The sequence below is a fragment of the Pseudomonas sp. 10S5 genome (genome assembly GCF_035019745.1).
Classification (GTDB): Bacteria; Pseudomonadota; Gammaproteobacteria; order Pseudomonadales; family Pseudomonadaceae; genus Aquipseudomonas.
This window is the reverse complement of sequence record NZ_JASJVL010000001.1, coordinates 58,721-82,365: the sequence shown is the minus strand read 5'-3', so window position 1 is coordinate 82,365 and position 23,645 is coordinate 58,721. Positions and strand designations below refer to the sequence as shown.

Here is a 23,645-nt window from a genome sequence, read left to right as displayed (position 1 = left end):
CTTAAGCCACACGCAACTGACGGGCCTTCAAATACTCAATCACCGCCGCATGGTTCCCTGAAAACTCGATGCGAGGGCCTTTGCTGTCACGTTGGTACGCGTACATAGGGTCGTAATATTCGCCCAACATCCCGCTTATCCACTCGCGATGCAGGTCCACCGCACCGGAGTTTTCCTGCTCGTCCAGCGCGGCGTCCATCACTGCTGACAGGCGCTGGTAGCGCTCGCCACCCAAGCGTTTGACGATGCTGGCCAGGCTCCGTCGCAGTTGTGCGGCAAACACGCCAAAACCCTGTTCAAGCCCATGCACCTCAAAAAACTCGGCACACAGGTCGACCACGTAGTCTTTCAAAATCCGCTCTACCCGGTTCTCGAATGGCTCTTCAAGCCACACCAACGGGTAGTGCTGCATGCCCTGAAACAAGGTCAACGGAACCGCCCGACTGCCCACCGCCCGGCCCTCATCTTCGATCACAAATTGCGTCGTGCCCGCAGCCCGTTTCTTGAGGATGTCGATGGACAGCGCGTTTTCAAAACTGATCTGGGCCGGTTGCCCCGTGGCATGCTTGCCGAAGCTTGAACCGCGATGGTTGGCGTGGCCCTCCAGGTCCAGAGCGTTGCTAAGTTGGGTCAGCACCTCGGTCTTACCCGACCCCGTCAGCCCCGCCACCAATATAAAATCACATTCCAACACCGCGCTTTCAGTGACGTCCATCAAGTACGTACGCAGCGCTTTGTAACCGTTGAGCACCCGAGGGTATTCAATCCCCGCCTCGTTTTTGAGCCATTGCTGGGTCAGTTGCGAGCGCAGGCCTCCTCGGAAGCAATACAAAAAACCTTGAGGTTGGGAGCGAGCAAACGCGGACCACGCGTCAATCCGGTCCTGCCTGGTCTGGCCGGAGACCAATTGATGGCCCAGTTCGATGGCCGCCTGTTGCCCTTGTTGCTTGTAACAGGTACCGACCCTCTCCCGCTCAAGGTCATTCATTAGCGGCAGATTACACGCCAAAGGGAAAGCACCCTTGTCGAATTCGACCGGGGCACGGACGTCCATCAGCGGGATGTCGTTGAGAAAAATGTGGCGGTAGTCGGCGCTGTTGTCACGCATCAAAACACCTCGACCGCGTGGCTCTGTCGACCGATGAATTCGCCGATCACCGACAAGTTCAAACCCAGCTCTCCAGCCATCGTCAGGAACGCTTCCTGTGCATCAGTCTCGACAGCCACCAACAACCCGCCGCTGGTTTGCGGGTCGCACAGCAACAGTTTCTGAATGGGTGTCAGCGGCGTAAGGCGGCCGCTGTAGCTGTCGAAATTTCGGTGAGTGCCACCCGGCACGCAGTTTTGCTGAAGGTAAAATTCGACGCTGGGCAAACGCGGCACGGCCGCAAAGTCGATACGCGCCGTCAGTTTGGCGCCGTCGGCCATCTCAACCAGATGGCCCAACAGACCAAAGCCGGTAACGTCAGTCATGGCCTTGACTCCTTGGAGTCGGGCGAAGCGGCTGCCCGGCTTGTTCAGCGTGCACATCAAGTCTCGAGCTACGCCTTGATCCTCGGCTCGCAGCACACCTTTCTTTTCGGCGGTGGTGAGAATGCCAATGCCTAGCGGTTTGGTCAGGTACAGCTTGCAGCCTTCGGTAGCAGTGTCGTTGCGCTTCATAAAACGCTTTTCCACCAGCCCCGTTACCGCAAGACCGAAGATCGGTTCCGGCGCATCAATCGAATGTCCGCCTGCCAGTGGAATGCCAGCAGCATCGCAGGCGGCCCGTCCGCCGCGAATCACGTCGCGGGCCACTTCTGGTGCCAGGAGGTTGATTGGCCAACCGAGGATCGCAATCGCCATTAGCGGATCACCGCCCATGGCATAAATGTCGCTGATGGCGTTGGTTGCTGCGATGCGACCAAAATCGAACGGATCATCGACGATTGGCATGAAAAAATCGGTGGTCGAGACCACGCCACGTTCTTCATCGATGGCATATACCGCCGCATCGTCCCGCGAGGCATTGCCGACCCAAAGCTTTGGATCGAGGTTCTGCGCGCCGCTGCCAGTCAGGATCACTGACAGCACTTCGGGGGAGATTTTGCAGCCACAACCGGCGCCATGACTGTATTGGGTAAGGCGGATCGGCTCGCTCATGGGGCACCTCTGAATTCAAATGCGCCGATACTAACAGAGCGAGCCGTAATGAGCCCCGACCAGGCGCTGATCAGCGCCGATCAAGATTGGCTTTGATCACTCGACACGCTGCCAGATCCCATGCCCCGGTGCCCACAGTTTTGAAGACAATGGGTTTTGAGAAGTCGGGTTTGTTGATTAATGCCGATGCCAAGGGTTTCACCCTGCCCCACTCTATGTTGGCCAGAATCAGATCGCCCGCCTCATGGGTGGCGCCCAAGGGATCATCGACATAAACGGTGCTGGCATTGATCAATTTGGCTGAAATTTCGGCAGCGTCAGGCGTGAACGCACCGACACCGATGACCAGACAACCGGGTCGGGCTGGCTCAAGGTAAACAGGTGTCTTGCTGGTGGTCAGCGTGATGACTACATCTGCATCCGATTGATTGGCCAGGTCTTCGGCCACCAGATTGGGCGCGCGGGCCTTGAACCGCTCAACGAACGCCCGAGCGCTCTGCACAGAGCTGCCGCGAACCCTGATCACTGCGTCGGGGTACACCTCGGCGATCGCCTCCACGTGATTTCCCGCTTGCTTGCCGCCACCAATAACCAACACCGAATTAGGCGATTGTGGCAATAAACAGCTGATGCCCAGCAGGGTGACAGCGGCGGTTCTTCTGCCCGTAACGGTCGGACCATCTACTTGAAACAACATGACGCCGCTTAACGCGTCACAGGCGACCACTTGCCCGTGAATCGTTGGCAGGCCTTCGTTACGGTTGCGCGGATTGACGTTTACGAGTTTGTGGATGGCGATGTCATCCGCAGTCGCTGGCATCGACAGCATCACGCCGCCGTCTTTGAGCGCCACCACCAGCCGTTCAGGACTGACGATGTCGCCATCGACGACCTGCTGAGCAGCAACCCTTAATGCCGCTATCAATTCGCGGATGGGTAACAGCGCGGCTGTTTCAATTTCGTTGAAGACTTTCATGATTTAACTGCACCTGGCTCTTAGCAGGGTTTTTTTTACGCCTGCCCCCGTGTGCCGTCAATCGATTGGTGGCGAATACAGCACTGTGTCAGCGCCCGGTTTCAAGGGCGTAGCGACGGCAATGTTCGAGGTAGCCCTCCTCATGGCTGCCCACTAGCTGCACGACACTGGTCCACAGCCATGAAGGCGCATCCAACGTCTTGGAACGGTTGAGTTGCAAATCAGCCAACCAGCTTTTACGCATATCGTCATCCATCTGCCGGGCATGAGCGATACCCACTATTCGCGCCAGATATCCAGCAGCGCGCATGGCGTCGATTTCGTTCAGCGTGTCCAATTCCAGCTTCATGTCTTGCGGTAACAACTCACGAATAAACACACCGTGATCGAGAAAACGGGTGGCCAGCATCCGCTCGCCCAATGCCGGAGACAAATGACGTGCGCCTTCGACCACCCGCCGGGCATTGTCCCGGGGCATATGGGCGCGGGCGGCACGGGGAGCCGCTGCGGCGATGGCTTCTTTAACATCAATCAGGCAGTAATCCTGCTGCTCATTCCCGCCAACCCCCAGCAGTACTGCATAGCGCATTAGCCCCAAAGAGCTGCACCCTTTGACCCAATATGCTGAATCCAACAGCTCAACGCTCGCATCATTGGGTCGGCCTTTAAGCGAGGTCACCAGTTTATGAATCTCTGGAGTGGCGCACAGCAGTTTGATCTCAGCTTTTTCTGCACGGGACAGAGGCCAGAAACTTTTCCCCAGTGGGATCGTCGGGCGTTCGTTTTCGATACGTTCACGCGCCAAATGCTTCCATGTGCGCTGCACGGCAGTGCGCATGCCGCCTTTTACCTGACTAGGCCGTTCGGGATCCTCGCTCTGCTCTTTAACGAACGCCTGTGCATAGCCGCGCATCATCTCTTCAAGCATGCGTGCGGTGGTGACACCCGGCAAGTCCGAACCACGGGCTGCCATTGCCAGAGAAAGCGCCAGCCGAACCAAGTCATGAACCGGATTACCAATGACTGTCTGATCCAGATCGCGAATATGAATATCGATGCGCCCGTGAATATCCCCGGTAGGCCCCAGATTGCCCACGTGACAATCGCCACAAATCCACACATTGGGTCCATGGGGCAAGCGTCGTCCGCGCTGGCTGTGCAGCCATTCATAAAACTGAATGGTGTTACCACGCACATAGGCATGAGCCGAACGGGCCATTTTTTCATTACGGCGGCTGTCGAGCAGCTCGATCCGATCCTGGGGGCGCGGTAGTTTCATGTCGTGTTCTTTCTGAGTGGTCTTGAATTTAATAGACTTAAACGATGAAGCATTCGTTTCATTCTGCTATCAACGACGGCCGCGATAACCGTCTGTGAGTTCCTGAAAGGAAAAAAACATCCATGGGCATTGAATTAGAAATAAAAGACATCCAATTGGGTGCTGGCAAGGAAGTGGTCAAAGGCGCGTTGATCACCACCCACTACACGGGGTACCTACAAGACGGTACGGTATTCGATTCATCCCACGAGCGCGGTAAACCCTTCCAATGCGTGATAGGCACCGGGCGCGTGATCAAAGGCTGGGATCTAGGTCTGATGGGCATGAAAGTCGGTGGCAAGCGCAACCTGTCAGTGCCCGCGCACTTGGCCTATGGCGAACGGCACATGGGGGCACACATTAAACCCAACTCAGACCTGACTTTTGAGATCGAGCTTTTGGAGGTGCTGACGCGGGATGATTAAGACGCCTTCTTCGCCGTTATGGTCTGAAAGCGGTTTAGCGTTTTAGCTGTATATCCATACAGATAAAGCTTGCCTGATTAGCCAACACTGCGCATGCTGCACGCTCTTCCCGCAGCTATGAAAGATCGATAACCATGCGGCTGTTCCTGTGCGAAAAACCTTCTCAGGCCAAAGACATCGCCAAAGTGTTGGGTGCTACCCGACGCGGCGACGGCTGTTGGCTCGGGTCGGATATCACGGTGACTTGGTGCATCGGCCATCTATTGGAGGCTGCACCGCCCGACGCCTATGACGAGCGCTACAAGCGCTGGGCGCTGGCTGATCTGCCGATTATTCCGGCGAAATGGAAGATGCTGGTCAAGCCAAAAACCGCCAACCAGTTCAAAGCCGTCAAACGCTTGCTTGGTGAAGCTCAGGAACTGGTGATCGCCACCGACGCCGACCGTGAGGGCGAAATGATTGCCCGGGAGTTGGTAGAGCATTGCCGTTATCGCGGGTCGATTCAACGCTTGTGGCTCTCGGCGCTGGACGACGCCTCCATTCGCAAAGCCTTGACGACGCTCAAACCCGGTGCCGAAACCTTCAGCCTCTATCACTCAGCCTTGGGCCGGTCCCGTGCCGACTGGTTGATTGGCATGAACATGAGCCGACTGTTCACCCTGCTCGGCCGTCAGTCCGGCTATCAGGGCGTCTTGCCGGTGGGCCGGGTGCAAACGCCAACCCTGCGCCTTGTGGTAGACCGGGACCGGAGCATTGCTGACTTTGTGCCGGTTCCGTATTGGTCCATCGACGTTCAGCTAGTGAGTGACGGCACCTCATTCACCGCACAGTGGGTGGCCCCGGACGATGCCTGTGATGAACACGGCCGCTGCCAGAACCCGGCACTGGCCAACGAGGCGGCAGCGGCATTGCGCGCCGCAGCCACGGCGCGGGTAGCTAAGCTGAAAACCGAACGGATGCGTGAAGCACCGCCGTTGCTGTTTGATTTGGGTACGTTGCAGGAAGTCTGCTCAAAGAAGCTAGGGCTCGGCGCACAGGAAACCCTGGACATCGCCCAGTCGCTTTACGAGCAATACAAAATCGTCACCTACCCACGCAGCGATTGCGGTTATTTGCCCCTGAGCCAACACGCTGAGGCCCCGGCGATATTGGCCGGCCTGGGTCGAGCTGATCCGGGCTTGGCTGACCTGATGAAGCACCTCGACCCAACGCGCCGTTCTCGAGCCTGGAACGACGCCAAGGTCAGCGCCCACCACGGCATTATCCCCACGGCGGCCACCGTGGACCTGAGCCGCTTGGCCAGCAAACAACGTGCGGTTTACACCTTGATCCGTGCGCGTTATCTGGCGCAATTTCTGCCGAACCATGAATTCGACCGAACCCAGGCTGATTTTGAGTGCGCCGGGCAAGGGTTGCGCGCCGTCGGTAAATGCATCGTCGAACCCGGTTGGAAACGCGCCTTGCCGCAAGCCTTGGCGCCGAGCAAAGGCCAGGAAGCGCCCACGCCTCAAGCATTGCCCCCGCTGAGAAAGAGCCAGGAGTGCGCCGTTGAAAACGTGACGTTGAAGGATTTGTGGACTCAACCGCCCAAGCCGTTTACCGAAGGCGATTTGATCAAGGCCATGAAAAACGTGGCCAAGCTGGTCAGCGACCCCCGGCTCAAGCAAAAACTGAAGGACACCACCGGCATCGGTACTGAAGCGACCCGGGCCGGGATTATTCAGGGATTGCTAGACCGCGGTTACCTGAACAAAGTCGGTAAAGCCTTGGCCGCATCCCCCGCCGCATTCAGTCTAATCGACGCGGTACCCCGCGCCATCGCCGATCCAGGGACAACAGCGATCTGGGAGCAGGCGTTGGACATGGTGCAAAACGGCGAAATGACCCTGGAGGATTTTGTCGCTAAACAGTCAGCGTGGATGGCCAAACAGGTAGCACGCTGCACCGAATTAAAGCTGACCATCAGCGGGCCGGCCAGCCCGTCCGGGCGTACAGGAGCGGCCTGGAAGAAAAAACGCAAGCCGACGGTCAAGCCTTCTGCTGCCAAGCGCGAGTCCGTCAGCCGTTCGTAGTCGGTTAGTCATCCAGCGACTTGGCGGGTGTAGGAGACGCCTTCCCGGCTTTGGTTGATTTGCCGACCTTGGTATTTTGCGGCGCTACCGTGTCAGGGGCAGCCACTGGCGCAGAGTTCGAAGTAACGGGCGCGGACGCCTCTTTTTCGCGCATGGGCATTTGATCGATGGTGCTGAAAATCTCCTTCGGATCAATGGGTCCGGAATGCTCGATTTTCTTCTCGCCGTCCTTGCCCACCAGAATGACCTTGGCTTGGCCGCCAGCGCCAATCTTCAACTCGCGAATCAAAGCCATGGTGGTTTGTGCGTCCATGTTTTTGCCGTCGCGCTGGCCTATAAGATTGATCACGGTATACAGGACCATATTACGTTCGTTGAACGCAGCGCGATTGGCCGGTTCGTCTAACGCCTTTTTCAAACTGACCACCGTAGGGTCAACAGAGCTTGAGGCGATAATGATTAACGGTCGCGACCGGCCGCGATCTTGAGCCAAGGGTTCGTCACTGTCAGCCGCCAATGCGTTGCCAATAACAGCCGTGAATAAAGTGGCCAATGCTAAACACCGGATAAGCATGCACAGTTCCTTTTTTGGGTATTCATGCACTAATGATTGCTTATCATGGCGAAAGGTCCAGTCAGCACCTCAAATTATCTGATCGGAACGGCGTAGCCCGTGGGTTTTTTGTAGGGACGGGGTTGGCCCCCGTCCCTACAACTCACTTAGGACTTGCGGGCGCCGCCGTGGCTGCTATCACCGCCTTTTTTTCCGGTTTCAGATGTTTTATCGCGATCTTGAGTCGTGTTGCTGGAGCTCTGACCTCCTTTTTTTCCGGCCTCTGAGGCCTTTTCACGATCGTTTGAGAAATTACCCGAGTTAGAATTTCCACTGTTAGGCATGATGCAATCCTCATATTGATTTAGCGAAGCTGTAACGCCCCGCTTTATCTACGAATCCTCGCTCTAAAAATAGTTTTAAAAAAAAAGCGCGTAGCTGACAAATGGCATTTTTCTGCTGCGGTTTCAACTAAACGCGATTTAAGAAGAGCCGTTACGCTCCTCAGCCCACGCATGTAATAACTAACAGTTCCACGTTTAAAACCACAATCAGTAGGGCGACGCCCCAGGCGACAAACGTCAGCCAGCGCCCTGTCACGAAATCGCCCATCAGTTTTCGACTTGAGACGAATCGCACCAGTGGAATGACTGCAAATGGTAGCTGCATCGATAGAGCCACCTGACTGAACACCAACAATTTCGTGGCACCGTTTGGCCCGTACAGACTGGTCACTGCAATCACCGGAATAACAGCCAGTCCCCGGGTCAACAGCCGACGCATCCAGTCCGGCACCCGCAACTGGAGAAAACCCTCCATTACGATCTGCCCCGCCAGCGTTGCCGTAACCGTCGAATTGATACCCGATGCCAATAACGCCACCGCGAATAACGTCGATGCCACGCCAACGCCGAGCATTGGCGAGAGCAAGTGGTAGGCTTGTTCGATGTCCAGCACATCGGTGCGACCGGCTTTGTTAAACACCTCGGCCGCCGTAATCAGAATCGCTGCGTTCACGAACAGTGCGAGCATCAGCGCAACACTGCTGTCCACTACCGCCCAATGTAGCCCGAACTTTCTCCCGTCAGAAGTCCGTGGGTAAGCGCGAGTTTGAACGATGGACGAGTGCAGATAAAGGTTATGCGGCATGACCGTGGCGCCAATGATGCCAATAGCCAAATACAAAGCAATCGGATCGGCGACGATCTGAGAGTGAGGAATAGACCCCGCGACAATCTCGCCGATGGACGGATGGACCAACACCATCTGCACCCCAAAGCAGATGAAAATGAGCGTCAGCAAAGTGATTACAAACGCCTCCAGGGCACGAAAACCACGGCCCATGAGCATAAGAATCAAGAATACATCGGCGACCGAGAGGATTACCCCCCATGACAGGGGTAGACCGAACAGCAGATTCAAGGCAATCGCCGTACCGATGACCTCTGCCACATCGCAAGCGATAATGGCACTTTCACATGCCAGCCATAGCGCGATGCATGTTGGCCTGCTGTATTGCTCGCGGCACGCCTGCGCCAAATCCAGCCCGGTAACGATGCCTAACCGCGCCGCGAGCGCCTGTAAGAGGATTGCGATCAGGCTGGATAACAAAATCACCGACAACAGCAGATAGCCAAACTGCGATCCGCCGGCAATGTCTGTAGCCCAGTTGCCAGGGTCCATGTAGCCGACCGCAACCATATAACCCGGTCCGGTAAAGGCTATCAAGCGCCGCAACCAATGCTGGGCGTTGGGCAACGCAATGCTGCCATTGAGTGCGCCAAGACTTAATCTTCGGGCCGGTACCGCTGGCTCACAACCGCTCACGACGGCTGAATCGTTGTTCTCCGGTACGCTCATTGTCCACCCTGTACAATTCGGCCATCGATGGACATCCATTTGGCGCTCCATCGGTGGATGCCGCTCCAGAACGCGAGTTCCGCCGACCTCTATAGCAACCGTCAGTTTCAGCCACAAAGCGCCCCATGGTTCAGGGCGCCTTTTGCGGTAAGGCCTGGGCGGCCCACAACGCTTCGTACACCCCGCCTTGACGCAATAAATCGGCGGGAGGACCGTCCTCCACGACACGCCCCTCTTGCAGAACGATCACACGGTCAAAATTCGCCACCGTGGATAACCGATGAGCGACCGCCAACACGGTACGATTTTTCATAAGATCGCTCAGTGCAGCTTTGATGAACGCTTCGCAATGAGAATCCAGCGCGGAGGTCGCCTCATCCAGGATCAGCACTGGCGCAGCTTTAAGAAATGCCCGCGCAAGACCCAGACGCTGGCGTTGACCGCCAGAAAGCATCACCCCGCGTTCGCCTACCAACGTTTCATAGCCTTGGGGCAGTTGCCGAATAAACTCATCGCAATAAGCATGGCGGGCGGCGGCCAGCACTTCTTCATTGCCAGCGTCTGGACGACCGTATCGAATGTTCTCGTAGACACTGCGGTTAAACAGCGCCGCTTCCTGCGGCACTACTGAAATCTGGCGATGCAGGCTATCTTGGCTGACAGAGCGAATGTCCAGTTGGTCAATGAGGATAACGCCGCCAGACACGTCATCGAGGCGTTGAATCAAGCCGATCAACGTCGATTTCCCCGCCCCGGAAGAACCGACAATGCCGACACGCTGCCCAGCTGGCACAAACAGCGAGAGATGTTCGAGCACCCGCCGACCGTCTGGGTATTGATAACTGACGTCAACCAGCTCGATATTGCCTTTGGAAGTAAACAACTCGACATTGGCGTCCAGCAACGCGTAGGGCTGGATGATGATTCGCAACGTATCGGCTATCGCACCCATTTGCTGCGCTGTATCCACCAGCGCCAACGCCAGGTCTCGAGATCCGTGCAAAATCCTGAAGGTCAACGCACTGACCATCACCACATCACCGGCCGTTACGCTGCCCGCTTGCCAGTCGAGTAAGGCCCACGCCAACATGCCGCCGGCCATTAGTGAGAGACAAACGTCATGCAACATCCGCGCAGACTCAAGGTAGATCCAGCTACGCCGCTGTGCCTTGGCCTCAACTCCGATTGCTTGGGATAAGCGCACGCCTTCGCGAGCCCTGGCGGAGAACGCCTTGATCGTCCAAACGTTAGACACCAGGTCAACGATTTCTCCACCCACCCTGGCCGATTGAGCGGCGAAGCTCATGTGTCGGCTCCGACCCCCGATGCCGAATAAAGTAATCAACGTCGCCACCACTAGCACGCAGCCAACCAATGCGACCGCCATGCCGACATTCACCAGACTCAGCACCGCCACCGCACCGATAAAATCCACGCACGGCGGCACTATCTTCCACGCCAAACCGCCATAAATACCCCCCGCAGCGGCACCGGTGGCAGAGATCCGATTACCCAACGCCCCAGCGAAATGCGCTGAAAAGTAATGCATCGGGTGGCCGGTCAGATGATTGAATAAATCGACACGCAAATCTGCACAGCTGGCGATTACCGTACGAGACCCTAACCAACCGCCAAGGCGCCAGAGCAGATTTTCGATGACGATCAGGGTGAGAAAAAGCGCGAACGGTTTCCAGATCAAATCCGTCGAGCGATTGCCCAAGGTCATGATGTCCACCAGCAACTTCATGCCATATTGCACAGCCACCGCGCACACTGCTGCGCCGATCACCAGTGCGAACAGTCCCCCAAACTGCCAGGGCCGCTGCCGAATATAGCGCAGCAAAAAAGCTAGCGGATGTCCAGGTAACGGTCGGTTCACCTCCCGATCACGGCTCATTTAACGGGACTCATTGTCAAATACGTGAGTCTCCATAGCCGGGTTTGCATCCAGCAACGCGAAATGCCGCTGTTGGGCGTGAAGCTCTGACGACAGTGACTCGTCTATCAACCGCCGCCCTTGCTCGTCGGCAAACCCCAACAGCCCGGCCGGGCAGTGCCGATTGTCATCCCATCCCGGGTAATCGAGTATTGGGTACCAGCAAATGCCTTCAATGGGAACGCCGCGAGCCATCGCCAGTGTCGCTTGCTCGCAGATGTACCTCAGCCAACTCGCCCGTTCGTGGCCTTCCGAGCCGGTTTCAGTAATCACGACCGGTCGTTGATAGCGCCGCCAGGTTTCAACCAACATGCCCGCCAGTGGACGGTAACGTGAGTCGCCACGGAAGATTCTCGGGCCGCTGAGAATCCATTGATTGTGCGGGTAATAGTTAACGCCAACGATGTCCAGGTACTCAGGTTTACCACCCAGGCCTGGCCAGCGCTCACCGATCAATAAATCCCAGGCTTCGAACTGAGACATCCGATAGCCTTCGGCCGCAGCCGTATCTTCATGGCGAGAGCTGTCGGCCAGGACGTGAATGATTGGATCGGTCTGGACAAAGCGTGCCCGAGGTTCCACCGCACGGACTGCTTCTATGGCAGCAATGCTGGCCCGCACCAACTGATGTTTGAGCTCCAGCCCCCGCCCGTGTGCACCTGGCTCAAAGTAGCCGACGTCACCGCCAGCCCAAGCCCAGAAAGACATTTCATTCACCAGAGAATAGAACGGAATCTGATCCGACTCATCCCGGACCACGCTCGCCACGGCCCCGGCAAAACGGGCGAACCGATCAACGAATCCCGGGCGCCAGATGTCCAGGCCGTCCGGGCTGCCGTAGTGCGACAGATCCCAAATAACTTGCGTTTTTTGCGCATTGGCAGCCCGCAGCATCGGTAAAAAACTGCTCCAGTCATACCGACCGGATTGCCGCTCGATCAAATGCCAGCGCAACCCATCCCTGACGGTATGGATACCCGCCGTCGCTAACTGCGCGTAATCCTCACGGGCCCATCGGTCATGGGCACTGGAGCGAATGAGATCGAGGCGTTGTCCGTCCCGCCGACGGTGAGTCGAGCACTCGAAACCACCCATAAAAAAACTCTCGAACAGTTTTGCCTGTTGCATGCTCACTCCCCGACAGTGGCAGGCTGTCCTGCCTGTAGCGCCTCACTGGCACTGGTCTCTGCGTCGGCAATGCGCTTGTATAAAGCCAATGCCTGACCCACGACCTGATCCATGTTGTAGTACTTATAAGTCCCTAAACGTCCAAGAAAAGTCACCTCAGGGGTTTCTTCCGCCAACGCTTTATAGCGCGCATACAGCTCAGCGTTTTCAGGCCGTGGGATCGGATAGTAGGGGTCGCCATCGTCACACGGAAATTCATAGGTGAGGCTGGTCAGTGGGTGTTCCTGCCCGGTCAAATGTTTGTATTCGGTAATCCGGGTGTAAGGCACCGACTCCGCGGGATAGTTGACCACCGCCACCGACTGGAATTGCTCCTGATTCACGGTTTCATGGAGGAAGCGCAACGACCGATACGGCAATCGACCCAGGCAGTGGCCAAAGAACTCATCAATGGGGCCGCAATACACCAGGTGTCGATAGCTCACGCGCTCACGCACGTCTTCAAAATCGGTGTCGAGCACAATGTCGATGCTCGGGTGATCGAGCATGCGCTCAAACATTTCTGTGTAGCCGTGCAACGGCATCATTTGGAACGTATCGGTGAAATAGCGATCATCCGTGGTGGTGCGGGTCGGAATTCTCGACGTCACTGATTTATCCAGATCGGAGGGGTCCAGGCCCCATTGCTTGCGGGTATAGCCCTGGAAAAACTTCTCATACAGTTCGCGACCGATTTGATTGATAACCACATCTTCCGAGGTACGGATATCGGCCACCGGTTCCGCGCGGCTGGCAAGAAAATCCCGCGCTTGCTCTTCGGTCAGCGATAACCCGTACAAGCCATTAAGCGTCGTCACGTTAATCGGAATCGGCAGCAGCTGCTCATCGACTTTCGCCAACACCCGATGCTCATAGGGACGCCACTCGGTGAAGTCAGACAAGTAATCAACAATGCGCTGGGCGTTGGTATGAAAAATATGAGGCCCGTAACGATGGACCAAAATTCCGGCGTCATTGTAGTGATCGTAAGCATTGCCGCCGACGTGTTCACGTCGATCAATCAACAGCACACGCTTGCCCAGCCCAGCCGCCAACCGCTCGGCCAACACGCTTCCGGCAAACCCCGCTCCGACAATTAAATAGTCGTAGCGGCAAGTTTGCTCAGCCATTTCCAGGGTTATTTTAGGCATTCAATCTGCTCCTTGATTTGGGTCCAGGTCTGATCCCAAGACTTCCCTTCCAACGCTTGATCCGCGTGGCGGTAAAGGGTTTTAAGATCATGGCGATCAAGCAGCGCCGCCTTGATCGCTTGAGCAAAATCCTCGGCCACACCTGCGATGCGCACCACCGGACTGGAGCCATACATGCGTACCACATCGATGATCGGTGTCGACACTACCGGGCAGCCGCCCGCCAGGTATTCAGGGGTTTTGGTCGGGCTAATGAACCGAGTTGATTCATTAATCGCAAACGGCATCAGCGCCACGTCCCAACCACTGAGGTAATCCGGAAGCTGCGTATAACTTTTGCCGCCCAAGTAATGAATGTTGTTCAAGCGCGGCAGGGAAGCAGGATCAATTTTCACCACCGGGCCAATCAACACGAACTGCCATCGCGGGTATTGCACCGCCAACTCTGTCAGTAGCTCAACGTCGAAGCGCTCATCGATAACGCCAAAAAATCCCAAGCGTGGATGACCAATCTCGCGTTGATCCATCGGTTCGGTCTTTATGTTTCGAGCCTCGGCAAAGTGCTCAATATCGACGCTGCTAGGCATAGGATGGACGTTAGCGTGCTGATCGCGTTTGGCTTCCCACAGGCTATACCCGCCGGTAAATACCACGTCGGCGCGCTCCAGCAACTGACGTTCTTTATCAAGCAAGTCGGGTGGAGCGCCCTTGAACGCCGACAACTCATCCATGCAATCGAACACTGTGACCTGGGCATTAAGATGCTCGGTAAACGCCAGACTCATGGGCGTGAAGTACCACAGTAGCAATTCCAGGGGCGGATATTCAGCAAGATACGTGTCGATTAACTCACGCTGTATTCGAGTCACGGCATCGGCAGTCAAACCGGCCGGGACGCGAGGGATCAGTACCTTGACGCCGCTGGCCTGCAACTGCTCTTCAAGCCAGGCAGTCGCTCGGTCCGAGAGCAACGGTTCTTCAAAAAAAAGCACTTGATAGTCCCGGGTAAATCGCGACATCAAATGTTGCGGACGCTGATAAACAAACCCCCAGCGCAAATGCGACAGGCACAACAAGGTCGGTCGCAGGTTGGCTGTGAGTGCCTTGACGGCTTGAGAAATGTTTTGCTGACTATCAACAGCATCGGGGCATTGCGTCTGGGCTTTTTCCATCTTTTCTTCCTCTGCAAAAACGTCTTTACGTACCACCAAGGGTGAAACACCCAAATGAACTTGCTACGGATATGCAGATACCAATGAAGGCAACAACACTGTCAGCCAGACGCAGGACATCCGGTAAAGCCCCTGGTACTTACTATGGGAGTAGGCATCTCGTATAGCCGTTCAGCGCAAATCAAAACGAAGCGACGAAGCGTCACCACCGGTCAGCAACCTGCGCTGAACTCGCGAAGAACCTGGATTTCCCACCCTCAAGAGCAGCGCGATTTCCTGTACTAACCGTAAGCATTGGTTGTCCGGTACGCAGTGGCGCACTGCGCTCGATCAGGCCGTCACGCGGCTTAACTGTTCGCGTTACCGGTCAATGAGGATTGGAAGGTTCGAGGGATACCCAATGATTCTAGTAACTGGGGGGGCGGGCTATATCGGCGCTCATGCAGTGCTTACATTGCTGCAAAACGGATATGAAGTCGTGGTGTTGGACAATTTATGCAATAGCTCGAGAGTCTCCCTGGAACGTGTCGCCCGACTGGCCGGGACTCGACCGCAGTTTGTGTTGGGGGATGTGCGCAATAGACGTTTGCTGGACAAAGTATTCGCCATGTATCCAATCGACGCCGTGATGCATTTTGCCGGTTTAAAAGCCGTGGGTGAAAGCGTCCGCCAACCCCTTCGGTACTTTGAAAACAATGTCAGCGGCAGCGTGACCCTGTGCCAAGCGATGGCCCACGCCGGGGTGTTCACGCTGGTGTTCAGCTCATCGGCCACGGTGTACGGCGAAAGCGAAACCATGCCTATCAGTGAAAGCGCCGAGCTGGGTTCTCCGACCAATCCCTACGGCCACTCCAAACTCATGGCGGAACATGTAATGCGCAGCGTGGCGCATTCTGATCCGCGGTGGGCCATCGGTCTGCTGCGTTACTTCAATCCCATCGGCGCACATCCGTCCGGTCTGCTGGGTGAAGCCCCAAAAAACATCCCGAACAACCTGTTGCCGTATTTACTCCAGGTGGCTCTGAAGCAACTGCCGGCATTGCGCATCTACGGCAACGATTACCCGACACCGGACGGCACCGGAATTCGCGATTACTTGCACGTCGTCGACTTGGCCGAAGGTCATTTGATGGCTTTGAAACGGCTGCGCAATCAACCGGGGATCTCAACCTGGAACCTCGGCACCGGTCGCGGCTACTCGGTCATGGAAGTGCTGCGTGCTTTCGAAAACGTAGTCGGCACGCGTATGCCGATCAGCGTCGAACCAAGGCGCAGCGGTGACATCGCCCAATGCTGGTCAGACCCCAGCAAAGCGCGAAAGGAGCTGGGTTGGAAATCAACCCGGGATTTGAATTGCATGCTTGAGGATGCCTGGCGCTGGCAGTGCTTGAACCCAAATGGGTATGCAGTGGATGCGGTGGCGGTTTAGGTTGGGCTTTCCCAGATTGGTTGTAACCCGGCCAGCAAATAGAGCAGCCGGGCTAACCCACTATCATGCCTTTCTGGTCACGGTCAGGGCGACTGCTGCGATTCGATCCACGTTCTCGTAGCCTTGGGTTGCCAGTTCTTCGCCAAAGACGTCTGGGTCCAGTTCACGGTAGGTCCAAGTGAACTCTGGTTGGCCCAATAAAAGGTTTAACGAGGCAATAAACGGATCGCTGCCGTTAACCATCGCAACTCCGGTGTATAGCAGCAACGAGCCACCCACGGAAAGCCGTGGCAGCGCCTCGTCGACGATTCGCCGTGACAGTTCAGCGCCCAAATTACCCCCGCCGTGGCGGTACGCACGTTGACTAGGGTCTTTCATATAGGGCGGGTTCGCCACGATGAGATCGAACGTGCCGGTGACATTTTGCAGAACATCGCTGTGCTGACAGAACACGTTGGCGACACCGGCCAACGCGGCGTTCACCGACGTCATGCGCAGCGCCACAGGATTGATGTCCGTCGCGAGGACTTGCGCTTCACGCCGAGCTTTAGCAATCAGAATAGCGCCCGCCCCCGAGCCACAACCGATGTCAATCACATGGTTGATTTCATGAAAACTGCTTTGCAGATGAGCTTCGATCACCTGTGCAAACCGATAGGTATCGGGACCGAAAAATACCGCGTCGCTGGCGGTGGTGGGAAAACCGGAATGTACCAGTAGCAAGTCACTTAAGCTCGACCATCGGACCTTGCTTAGCAATCCATTGGGCCGCTCATCAATAACCCCTGCCTGGCGCATCTGCTGCAATTCGTCGGCGGACATCAGGGAGGGCGAAAAGAGTCGGTTCCAACCGAAGACATCGCGCAAGGTGGCCGCCATAGTGGAACCTGCACGCTCATTGACCCGGCGGTGAGTCAGCGGCGTCACGGTGGTGAAGTGATACCCATCTGCCTGTAGCCGTCGGCCCAGTTGTAACAACGCCGTATCAGCAGCTAATTGCTGGTCATCGGTTTGCATCGCATCTCCCTGTTATGAACCTTATTGCCCGATAAATTCGGCGAACAGCCGGGTAGCTAGCAGCCCCGCAGGGGTCGAATGCCGCCCCGGTGCCATACGCTCGATGAGGTACAAAATTTGATGCCGCTGACTGACGCGTTGCAGTTCGGTGCGTAAGCGATCCATATCGGCGTCGACCGTTTTATCGGGAAGGCTGGTGGACATTTGGTGAGGGGGTGACGCTTCACTGGGATTGAAACCAGAGCGAGCCCTGCCGGGCAGCACCCGTGCGCGAGACTGAGTCTGCGCAGGGCACCAACTGCCTGCAATCCAATCGCGCAGAAGTTGTTTTTCATAGGGACTGAACACCCCGAACATTGACGCCCCGGGACCATCGATCAATTGCCAAAACCGGCTGAGCTCCGGGTCTTGGTCACGCTTGATCCAGCCTTTGTTTTGCAACGCTGCCAAGAACTCGGGGATTTTTCCGGGTACCTGCAACCATTGGTTAACCGTCTGACCTTCGAATTTGCAGTAGTCGGAATGCATGTGCTGACCAAAGCTGCGTTTGCGCTCCAACACCTGAATCACCTCGTGCTCAAGGTCGAAGGATTCAATCACTGAAAGTGTATCTAGCCCTAGGTTGTTAAGCCGATAGCCCAACGCAACTCGTCGGTAAAAATCGGCAGGACTGCTGTCCACCGGCATCAATTCCAGGACTGAATGCGCAGCCCTGCGTGCATGGCCGGAACTGGCGTTGTCGATGGTTACGTGCAGCGTGAAGTAATAAGGATCAATGCCCAGCTCGCTGAGTTCATAGGCGGTAATCAGCAGGTGCAACGGTAACTGTTCATAGCCGAGATTGAAGCCGATCACCTCTGGCAAAAAGTGCCGAACGTTATAACCCAGTGCAAGCTGCAACGCGCCCTGAAGATAGTGCTGATTCTGCAAATCGATTGAGGCCTCACAGCCGTGTTCGGCGAGCAACTTGCGGTAGAGAACTACATGGTTCTGCGCGGGGTCACCGTCGCCCAATTCTTCGAGATACGTGCGAACCAAGCCGTCAAAACGATAATCGTCCCAATGCCGCAGCACTCCGTACAGCCAAGCGCCATCCACGGCCTTGCTCGGCGCAACGCATTGCAGGAAATATAGCGCATGCGCCTTGTTAGTGAAGTAGCGGCGATTGCCGCCGTTTTGCCGTGCTTTAAGGTAACGCGCGTACAGTTCACCCACTTGAGATGCCTTGGATTCGACCCAGGTTTCCAAGGTGGATGGATTCTCAGGAAGATCGCAGGGCTGCTCACCCACCAGCGCCAACTGACGATGCAAAAATTCCCGGGCGTCACTGATAACTTCCCCGCCGGGCGTTTGCATCAGTTGATCGTAAAGCCGTTTTATGTCGTCGTTCTCATGGGCAGAATAAAGCGGCGAGACGCTGTGTAAGGCAGTAGTGCGAAAAGTATTCATAGCAACTCCAATGCAAAGGCGGGGGCCTTTTCGGCGCCTCCAGTCAGACCGTCTTTGGCCTGCGCATGTACAACGGAGCCACAGGCGTGGCAAAGATTCATTGAATTTGAAATAAGGTAGACGGATGGAGATTTAGCGCGTTCGAGGGGTGGATATGGTTGAAACAAAGCGGATCACTGACATTGAATGGTGGTGATCCCACCATTGCGCGGCGTTAATCTGAATGTGCGGCGTTATATCAGCAAATCTTCGAAAAAGGCGCCATAGGGTTTGCTTGGATGGGCAATCTGGATTTCCAGAATCCACAGCCCTGCTCCGGGCGTGGTCTCAAAGTCGCCAAGATTTCCGCCCCGGTAGATGGCGTGGGGAAAGTCACTGACGCGATGCCCCTTGATGTTCAAGTTCAATTCCCAGCCCATCTCAACTGCCTGTTCTTGGGCAAATGTGTAGAGGGCCTGGCCTGGCGTTTTGTGAGCCTTCCAATAGTGCTCAACACGCGTAAACAAGGTTTTTGCCGCTGCCGCACAAGTTGCCATTTCTGGGTCGTTGCCGGTGGTAAAGGTCATGCCGGCATCCCCTTCGTGGCCTTGCCAGACCGCTCCCATGTCGACGAAAAAAATGTCGTCTTCACCCAATACCGGATCACCCTCGGACGCTTGCTTGAAGGTCTTCAAGGTATTGGCACCAAAACGAATCAACAGCGGGTGCCAGATGCGCTGCGTACCCAGATCAGTGAGGATTTTTTTGCCTAATTCTCGCGCTTCGGATTCGCGCATACCGGGTTTGATCAACACGCCCATTTGTTCAATTGCCCGCCATGTCATTCGCTGAGCGTGCTTCATGGAATCGATATCGTAGAGGTCGCCAACGGCTTCTTTTGCGGTTACGGCGGTCATGGGTGGCTTCCTGAAAGGTTGCGGTTATCCGATACGAACCGGTCAGGCACAACGCTAACTTACTTCTTACACATCGAGCATCTTGTTTTCGGTTACCGACAGCAATAGACCATGGCCAATCCGCACAACTAAGACCTCTCCACTCGACTACCCTCAAGGTACTTATGCCATCAGAAGGTTTTTCGCGTATGCCCATGATCGCTCGAACGTTGCGCACATTGGTGCTTGTGCTAATGGTAGTCGCCGTTCTTTACCTGTTGGCGTGTGGTCTGCTGTTAGCGTTTCAGCGTTCACTTATTTATTTCCCGCAACCGCGTGCGATGGGCAGCGTCTCTACTGTATTAGATTTGCCGCGACCAGACGCCACTATAAAGGTGTCTATCCGAGCTCATAGTGGTCCCAATGCGATGATTTATTTTGGCGGTAATGCCGAGGACGTTTCGCTCAGTTTGCTGCCGTTTTCGCAAGCGTTCCCCGATCAAGCCCTGTATCTGATGCACTACCGAAGCTTTGGCGGCAGTACGGGTTCGCCTTCTGAAGCGGCTATCACTGCCGACGCCGAGGCGTTGTTTGATACCGTTTACAAAGAACATACCCAGGTTACGGTGGTGGGCAGAAGTTTGGGCTCCGGGGTCGCGATTCACCTGGCCAGCAAAAGACCCGCCGCGCGCTTGGTGTTGATCACCCCCTATGACAGCTTGCTGCAAATCGCGATCAAAAGAATGCCGCTGTTCCCAGTAAAATGGCTGTTGCGAGACACCTTTGAGTCGTGGCGCTATGCCCCTTTGATCAGCGTTCCAACGTTGTTTATCGCGGCGCAGGATGACCGAATTATTCCCCGGTCCAGCACTGACGCGCTTTTTGCTCACTTCAAACCCGGTGTTGCCACCCTGCGGGTAATTCCGGACAGCGGTCACAACACCCTCTCCGATAATCCGGTGTATTTGAAACTGCTGGGGGGCGGCTTGTGACGAGCTTAAGAGGCGGCCTCTACTCTAAGCACCTCGGTTACAAATAGGGTGAGCCGATTTGGGGCGATTCGCCCCGTTATACCGGATCAGACTCACTAGAAACCCTTTTCCAGAGCTACTTAGCTGAAATAAAAACTTTACATCTTAATGATAATGATTACCATTGGCGTCTTGTTAGTGCCATGGAATGAAATCAGTGATCCGAACATCATCTGTTTTTTCCCGTCTAAAACACGGCGAAAACGTCTACGGATTACTTAACTCCGTACCTTCTCCACTTCTGTGCGAAATGATCGGTTTTGCAGGCTATAACTTCGTCATTCTTGATATGGAACACCTGCTGCGCAGCGAAGAGGATCTGATGCATTGTGTGCGGGCCTGTGAGGCTTCAGGCGTCTCGGCCTGGCTGCGCATTCCGGCCATCGACACCCAATTGATCGGCCGTGCGCTGGATGCGGGCGTCGAAGCCATTGTGCTGCCCCGAGTTGAAAGCGCCGCCGACGTGGCCCGCGCAGTCGCCGCTGCGTATTTCCCGCCACGGGGGAAGCGCGGTATCAGCGGTGGCCGTATCACCGGTTTCGGGCGCGTGCCTTTATCCGATTACATAGACCTTGCCAACCAGCAAAGCCCAATCGTACCGATGATCGAGTCAGCTGCCGGGCTTCGGGCGTTGCCTGAGATTCTCGCACTGCCCGGCGTTGGCATGGTGTTGGAAGGTGCGCTTGATCTAGCCCTGGATTTGCGCTTGGGCCCTGAGCCTTTGCACCCCGATGTCTGGCTGGCGCTTCAGGCGATGGCCGATGCCTGCGCCGCCGCTAACGTCCCTTTCTGCGCAAACCCACGCACACCCGAACAGCACGTCTTTTGGCGCGACCGGGGAATCCGCAGCTTTCTAGCTGGCGAAGACCGCGGCTTGCTGAATAACGCCCTGAAAGCACGTCTGGGCAGCCTTAAATCCTCTAACTGAGCCTGAACCTAGCCCCAATGAAAACAACAATCTGTCTGTTTGCGTTTCCCTTCAGCCTTATTTCCTTGAGCGTCTGCCAAATCGCTCTGGCAGACGAGCAAAATGCTCAGGTTTCCTTGGCCCCCATTACGATTAAGGGTGATGTACTCGGCACTGCAAGCGATCCTGAAGTGCGCACGTATTCCGGCAGCCGAAGCGTAATAGACGCCGCCGATCTGAGAAAAGGTAGCGTGCGCGGCATCGACGATGCCTTGCAGCGAGTACCGGGCATTAAGGTTTTCGATGAAACCGGCACCGGGGCCCTGCCGCAAATTTCCGTACGCGGCTTGTACGAAAGCCGCAGTGGACGTATTCAAGCCCTGTCCGATGGCATCCCATTGGCCTTGGCGCCCTATGGCCAGACCGGCTTATCACTGTTTCCCATGACCCTGGCAACCATTGACAGGGTAGACATCGTGCGCGGCGGCGCGGCCGTGCAGTACGGTCCAAATAACGTCGGTGGAGTGATCAACTTCGTCAGCGCACCGATTCCCCGCGAGATGCACACCACGATCTCCGAGCGCACCACGTTTTCAGCGGGTGGGCATCAACTGTTCGATACCTACCTGGGCACCGGCGGTTATCTGACCGATAACTTTGGTCTGCAACTGGACCTCAACACCATTAACGGCGAGTACGGCCGCGAACATTCAGACACCGACATTCAGAACTATCGACTGCGGGGGCAATGGAACATCGATGACGATCACGACTTCAGTTTTGGTGTTCAACACTACAAAGCTGACATGGACCTTGCCGGCGCCTTGAGCGTCAAGGACTACAAAGACGATTCGCGTCAATCGACTCGCCCGCTGGACCGTTTCGAAGGCGACACCGACCGGGTCTGGGGAACTTACACTCAGCAACTGGGCGCGATGGGCCCATTCGATTCCGTGCAGTTCAGCTGGACCAACTTTGCCCACAACAGTTACCGCAATTTTGTCGTCGGCTTGCCGTTCACCCCGGATGGCACGGCGGTGACCAAGCAAGATGGCCCGCGTGACTTCAAGGTCTGGGGCAGTGAACCGCGCTTGAGCATGACTATCGACGGCGATACGGTTGGTCAAACCTGGTTGTTGGGCGCACGTTATGTCAGCGAAGATATCGACTATCGGGTAGACCGTCAGGCCCTCAATACGGGCGTGACCAGTGTGTTCCGTGATTGGAAATTCGACGACGAAGCCAAAGCTGCTTACTTGAGCAACGCCATCAGCCTGTTCGACCGTCGTCTGACTATTACTCCCGGAATTCGCTACGAAAATGCGCGAATGAACTACAGCGACAGCGTGACCGGATCAACCCACAGTAATTTGGCCGAAGAATGGTTACCAGGGCTGACCGTGGGTTTTCAGGCGAACGACGATTGGTACGTGTACGCCAATGCCCAGCGCTCACTGCGTCCGCCGCAAGTCACGCAGATTATTAAAGAAGGGGCCGTGGGTGCGGAGATTGCCTGGAATTACGAAACCGGGGTGCGCTACACCCCATGGAAAGGGCTACGGGTTGATGTGGGCCTGTACCGTATCGATTTCGATGACCAGATCGAATACAACGCCACCACCGATCGCTACGTGAACCTCGGCAGCACCCGTCACCAAGGGATTGAAACCGAGTTGTTCTGGACCCCTGCTGCGACACCCAACCTGGACCTGCATGCGAGCTATGCGTACTTGGATGCCAAGCAGCGCACGGGCGACAACAAAGGCAACGAAGTACCGTTTGCCTCGAAAAATCAATTCAATGCCGAAGCGCGCTACCGCTTCGCCGAGCATTGGACCTACAGCCTGGACGGCCTCTATGTCAGCAGTGCCTTCACCGACGCCGCCAACAGCGTCGCTGAAAATGCCTCCGCCTCGGTCGGTAGACTTCCGTCCTACGTGGTGTTCAACACTGCGCTGGAACGCGAATTCAAGCTGGATGACAAAAGCGTACTGACCGCATCAGCCGGCATTAGCAACTTGTTCAACCGCCAATACTACTTCCGCGGCATCGACACCAGCCCGTGGGGTCGCCAGCCAGCCCCGGAGCGCGCCCTCACCCTTGGCGCCAATTACCGCTTCTAACCGCGCAGCCGCGCCCCTGTAAACCAGTCGCCCAATCCCTTG

The 23,645-nt window shown here is 56.0% G+C and carries 20 protein-coding genes; 6 read left to right on the top strand and 14 right to left on the bottom strand.

What is annotated here, in order from left to right; genetic code table 11:
• Position 1: 1 nt before the first annotated feature.
• The 4 genes from mnmH to QN378_RS00330 all read right to left on the bottom strand — a co-directional run bounded on the left by mnmH (position 2) and on the right by QN378_RS00330 (position 4,397).
• Complete coding sequence (mnmH, locus tag QN378_RS00345) at positions 2-1,108, bottom strand: tRNA 2-selenouridine(34) synthase MnmH (protein WP_322204260.1); 1,107 nt, start codon at positions 1,106-1,108, stop codon at positions 2-4.
• The gene (gene selD / locus QN378_RS00340; protein ID WP_323546976.1) at positions 1,108-2,142 is read right to left on the bottom strand and encodes a selenide, water dikinase SelD; all 1,035 of its coding nucleotides are present in this window, start codon (positions 2,140-2,142) and stop codon (positions 1,108-1,110) included. The genes mnmH and selD overlap by 1 nt, the downstream gene beginning before the upstream one ends.
• 70 nt (positions 2,143-2,212) lie before the next feature.
• Positions 2,213-3,118, bottom strand: coding sequence for a bifunctional Delta(1)-pyrroline-2-carboxylate/Delta(1)-piperideine-2-carboxylate reductase (gene lhpI, locus QN378_RS00335; RefSeq protein ID WP_323546974.1), 906 nt, complete (start codon positions 3,116-3,118; stop codon positions 2,213-2,215).
• Between the two features lie 88 nt (positions 3,119-3,206).
• Entirely contained in the window at positions 3,207-4,397 is a 1,191-nt protein-coding gene (locus QN378_RS00330) for a DUF2252 family protein (RefSeq protein WP_322204265.1), read from the bottom strand.
• A gap of 122 nt (positions 4,398-4,519) precedes the next feature.
• Here QN378_RS00330 and QN378_RS00325 point away from each other — a divergent pair, with 122 nt between their 5' ends.
• Together QN378_RS00325 and QN378_RS00320 are read left to right on the top strand one after the other, a co-directional pair.
• The gene (locus QN378_RS00325; RefSeq protein ID WP_322204267.1) at positions 4,520-4,861 is read left to right on the top strand and encodes an FKBP-type peptidyl-prolyl cis-trans isomerase; all 342 of its coding nucleotides are present in this window, start codon (positions 4,520-4,522) and stop codon (positions 4,859-4,861) included.
• A gap of 134 nt (positions 4,862-4,995) precedes the next feature.
• Positions 4,996-6,933: a DNA topoisomerase III gene (locus tag QN378_RS00320; RefSeq protein ID WP_322204269.1), complete on the top strand. Its 1,938-nt coding sequence runs from the start codon at positions 4,996-4,998 to the stop codon at positions 6,931-6,933.
• Positions 6,934-6,937: 4 nt separating this feature from the next.
• Here QN378_RS00320 and QN378_RS00315 read toward each other — a convergent pair whose 3' ends face one another.
• The 7 genes from QN378_RS00315 to QN378_RS00285 form a co-directional block, all read right to left on the bottom strand.
• Complete coding sequence (locus QN378_RS00315; RefSeq protein ID WP_322204271.1) at positions 6,938-7,507, bottom strand: DUF4174 domain-containing protein; 570 nt, start codon at positions 7,505-7,507, stop codon at positions 6,938-6,940.
• A gap of 146 nt (positions 7,508-7,653) precedes the next feature.
• Positions 7,654-7,830, bottom strand: a complete 177-nt coding sequence (locus QN378_RS00310) for a general stress protein (protein ID WP_322204273.1) — start codon at positions 7,828-7,830, stop codon at positions 7,654-7,656.
• Positions 7,831-7,990: 160 nt separating this feature from the next.
• Entirely contained in the window at positions 7,991-9,346 is a 1,356-nt protein-coding gene (locus QN378_RS00305) for an Nramp family divalent metal transporter (protein ID WP_322204275.1), read from the bottom strand.
• Positions 9,347-9,476: 130 nt separating this feature from the next.
• The gene (locus QN378_RS00300; protein ID WP_323546972.1) at positions 9,477-11,243 is read right to left on the bottom strand and encodes an ABC transporter ATP-binding protein; all 1,767 of its coding nucleotides are present in this window, start codon (positions 11,241-11,243) and stop codon (positions 9,477-9,479) included.
• Positions 11,244-12,410 carry a beta-glucosidase gene (locus QN378_RS00295; protein ID WP_322204279.1) on the bottom strand — a complete coding sequence of 389 codons (1,167 nt, stop codon included), beginning with the start codon at positions 12,408-12,410 and terminating at the stop codon, positions 11,244-11,246.
• A gap of 2 nt (positions 12,411-12,412) precedes the next feature.
• Entirely contained in the window at positions 12,413-13,600 is a 1,188-nt protein-coding gene (gene glf, locus QN378_RS00290) for a UDP-galactopyranose mutase (protein WP_322204280.1), read from the bottom strand.
• Complete coding sequence (locus QN378_RS00285; protein ID WP_323546970.1) at positions 13,588-14,772, bottom strand: glycosyltransferase family 1 protein; 1,185 nt, start codon at positions 14,770-14,772, stop codon at positions 13,588-13,590. The genes glf and QN378_RS00285 overlap by 13 nt, the downstream gene beginning before the upstream one ends.
• A gap of 400 nt (positions 14,773-15,172) precedes the next feature.
• On the opposite strand from QN378_RS00285, the gene galE reads away from it, so the two are divergent.
• The gene (galE, locus tag QN378_RS00280; protein WP_322204284.1) at positions 15,173-16,201 is read left to right on the top strand and encodes a UDP-glucose 4-epimerase GalE; all 1,029 of its coding nucleotides are present in this window, start codon (positions 15,173-15,175) and stop codon (positions 16,199-16,201) included.
• A gap of 63 nt (positions 16,202-16,264) precedes the next feature.
• Here galE and QN378_RS00275 read toward each other — a convergent pair whose 3' ends face one another.
• From QN378_RS00275 to QN378_RS00265, 3 genes are all read right to left on the bottom strand, one after another.
• Positions 16,265-17,218 (bottom strand): class I SAM-dependent methyltransferase, encoded by a 954-nt coding sequence (locus tag QN378_RS00275; protein WP_322204286.1) that lies wholly within the window; start codon positions 17,216-17,218, stop codon positions 16,265-16,267.
• A gap of 21 nt (positions 17,219-17,239) precedes the next feature.
• Positions 17,240-18,574: an iron-containing redox enzyme family protein gene (locus tag QN378_RS00270; protein ID WP_322206888.1), complete on the bottom strand. Its 1,335-nt coding sequence runs from the start codon at positions 18,572-18,574 to the stop codon at positions 17,240-17,242.
• 326 nt (positions 18,575-18,900) lie between these two features.
• Entirely contained in the window at positions 18,901-19,563 is a 663-nt protein-coding gene (locus tag QN378_RS00265; RefSeq protein WP_322204288.1) for a M24 family metallopeptidase, read from the bottom strand.
• A 188-nt stretch (positions 19,564-19,751) separates the two neighbouring features.
• Here QN378_RS00265 and QN378_RS00260 point away from each other — a divergent pair, with 188 nt between their 5' ends.
• The 3 genes from QN378_RS00260 to QN378_RS00250 all read left to right on the top strand — a co-directional run bounded on the left by QN378_RS00260 (position 19,752) and on the right by QN378_RS00250 (position 23,603).
• Positions 19,752-20,534, top strand: a complete 783-nt coding sequence (locus tag QN378_RS00260; RefSeq protein ID WP_322204290.1) for a hypothetical protein — start codon at positions 19,752-19,754, stop codon at positions 20,532-20,534.
• A gap of 196 nt (positions 20,535-20,730) precedes the next feature.
• Positions 20,731-21,501 carry an HpcH/HpaI aldolase family protein gene (locus QN378_RS00255; RefSeq protein WP_323546968.1) on the top strand — a complete coding sequence of 257 codons (771 nt, stop codon included), beginning with the start codon at positions 20,731-20,733 and terminating at the stop codon, positions 21,499-21,501.
• 17 nt (positions 21,502-21,518) lie between these two features.
• Positions 21,519-23,603 carry a TonB-dependent siderophore receptor gene (locus QN378_RS00250; RefSeq protein ID WP_323546967.1) on the top strand — a complete coding sequence of 695 codons (2,085 nt, stop codon included), beginning with the start codon at positions 21,519-21,521 and terminating at the stop codon, positions 23,601-23,603.
• Positions 23,604-23,645: the final 42 nt, after the last annotated feature.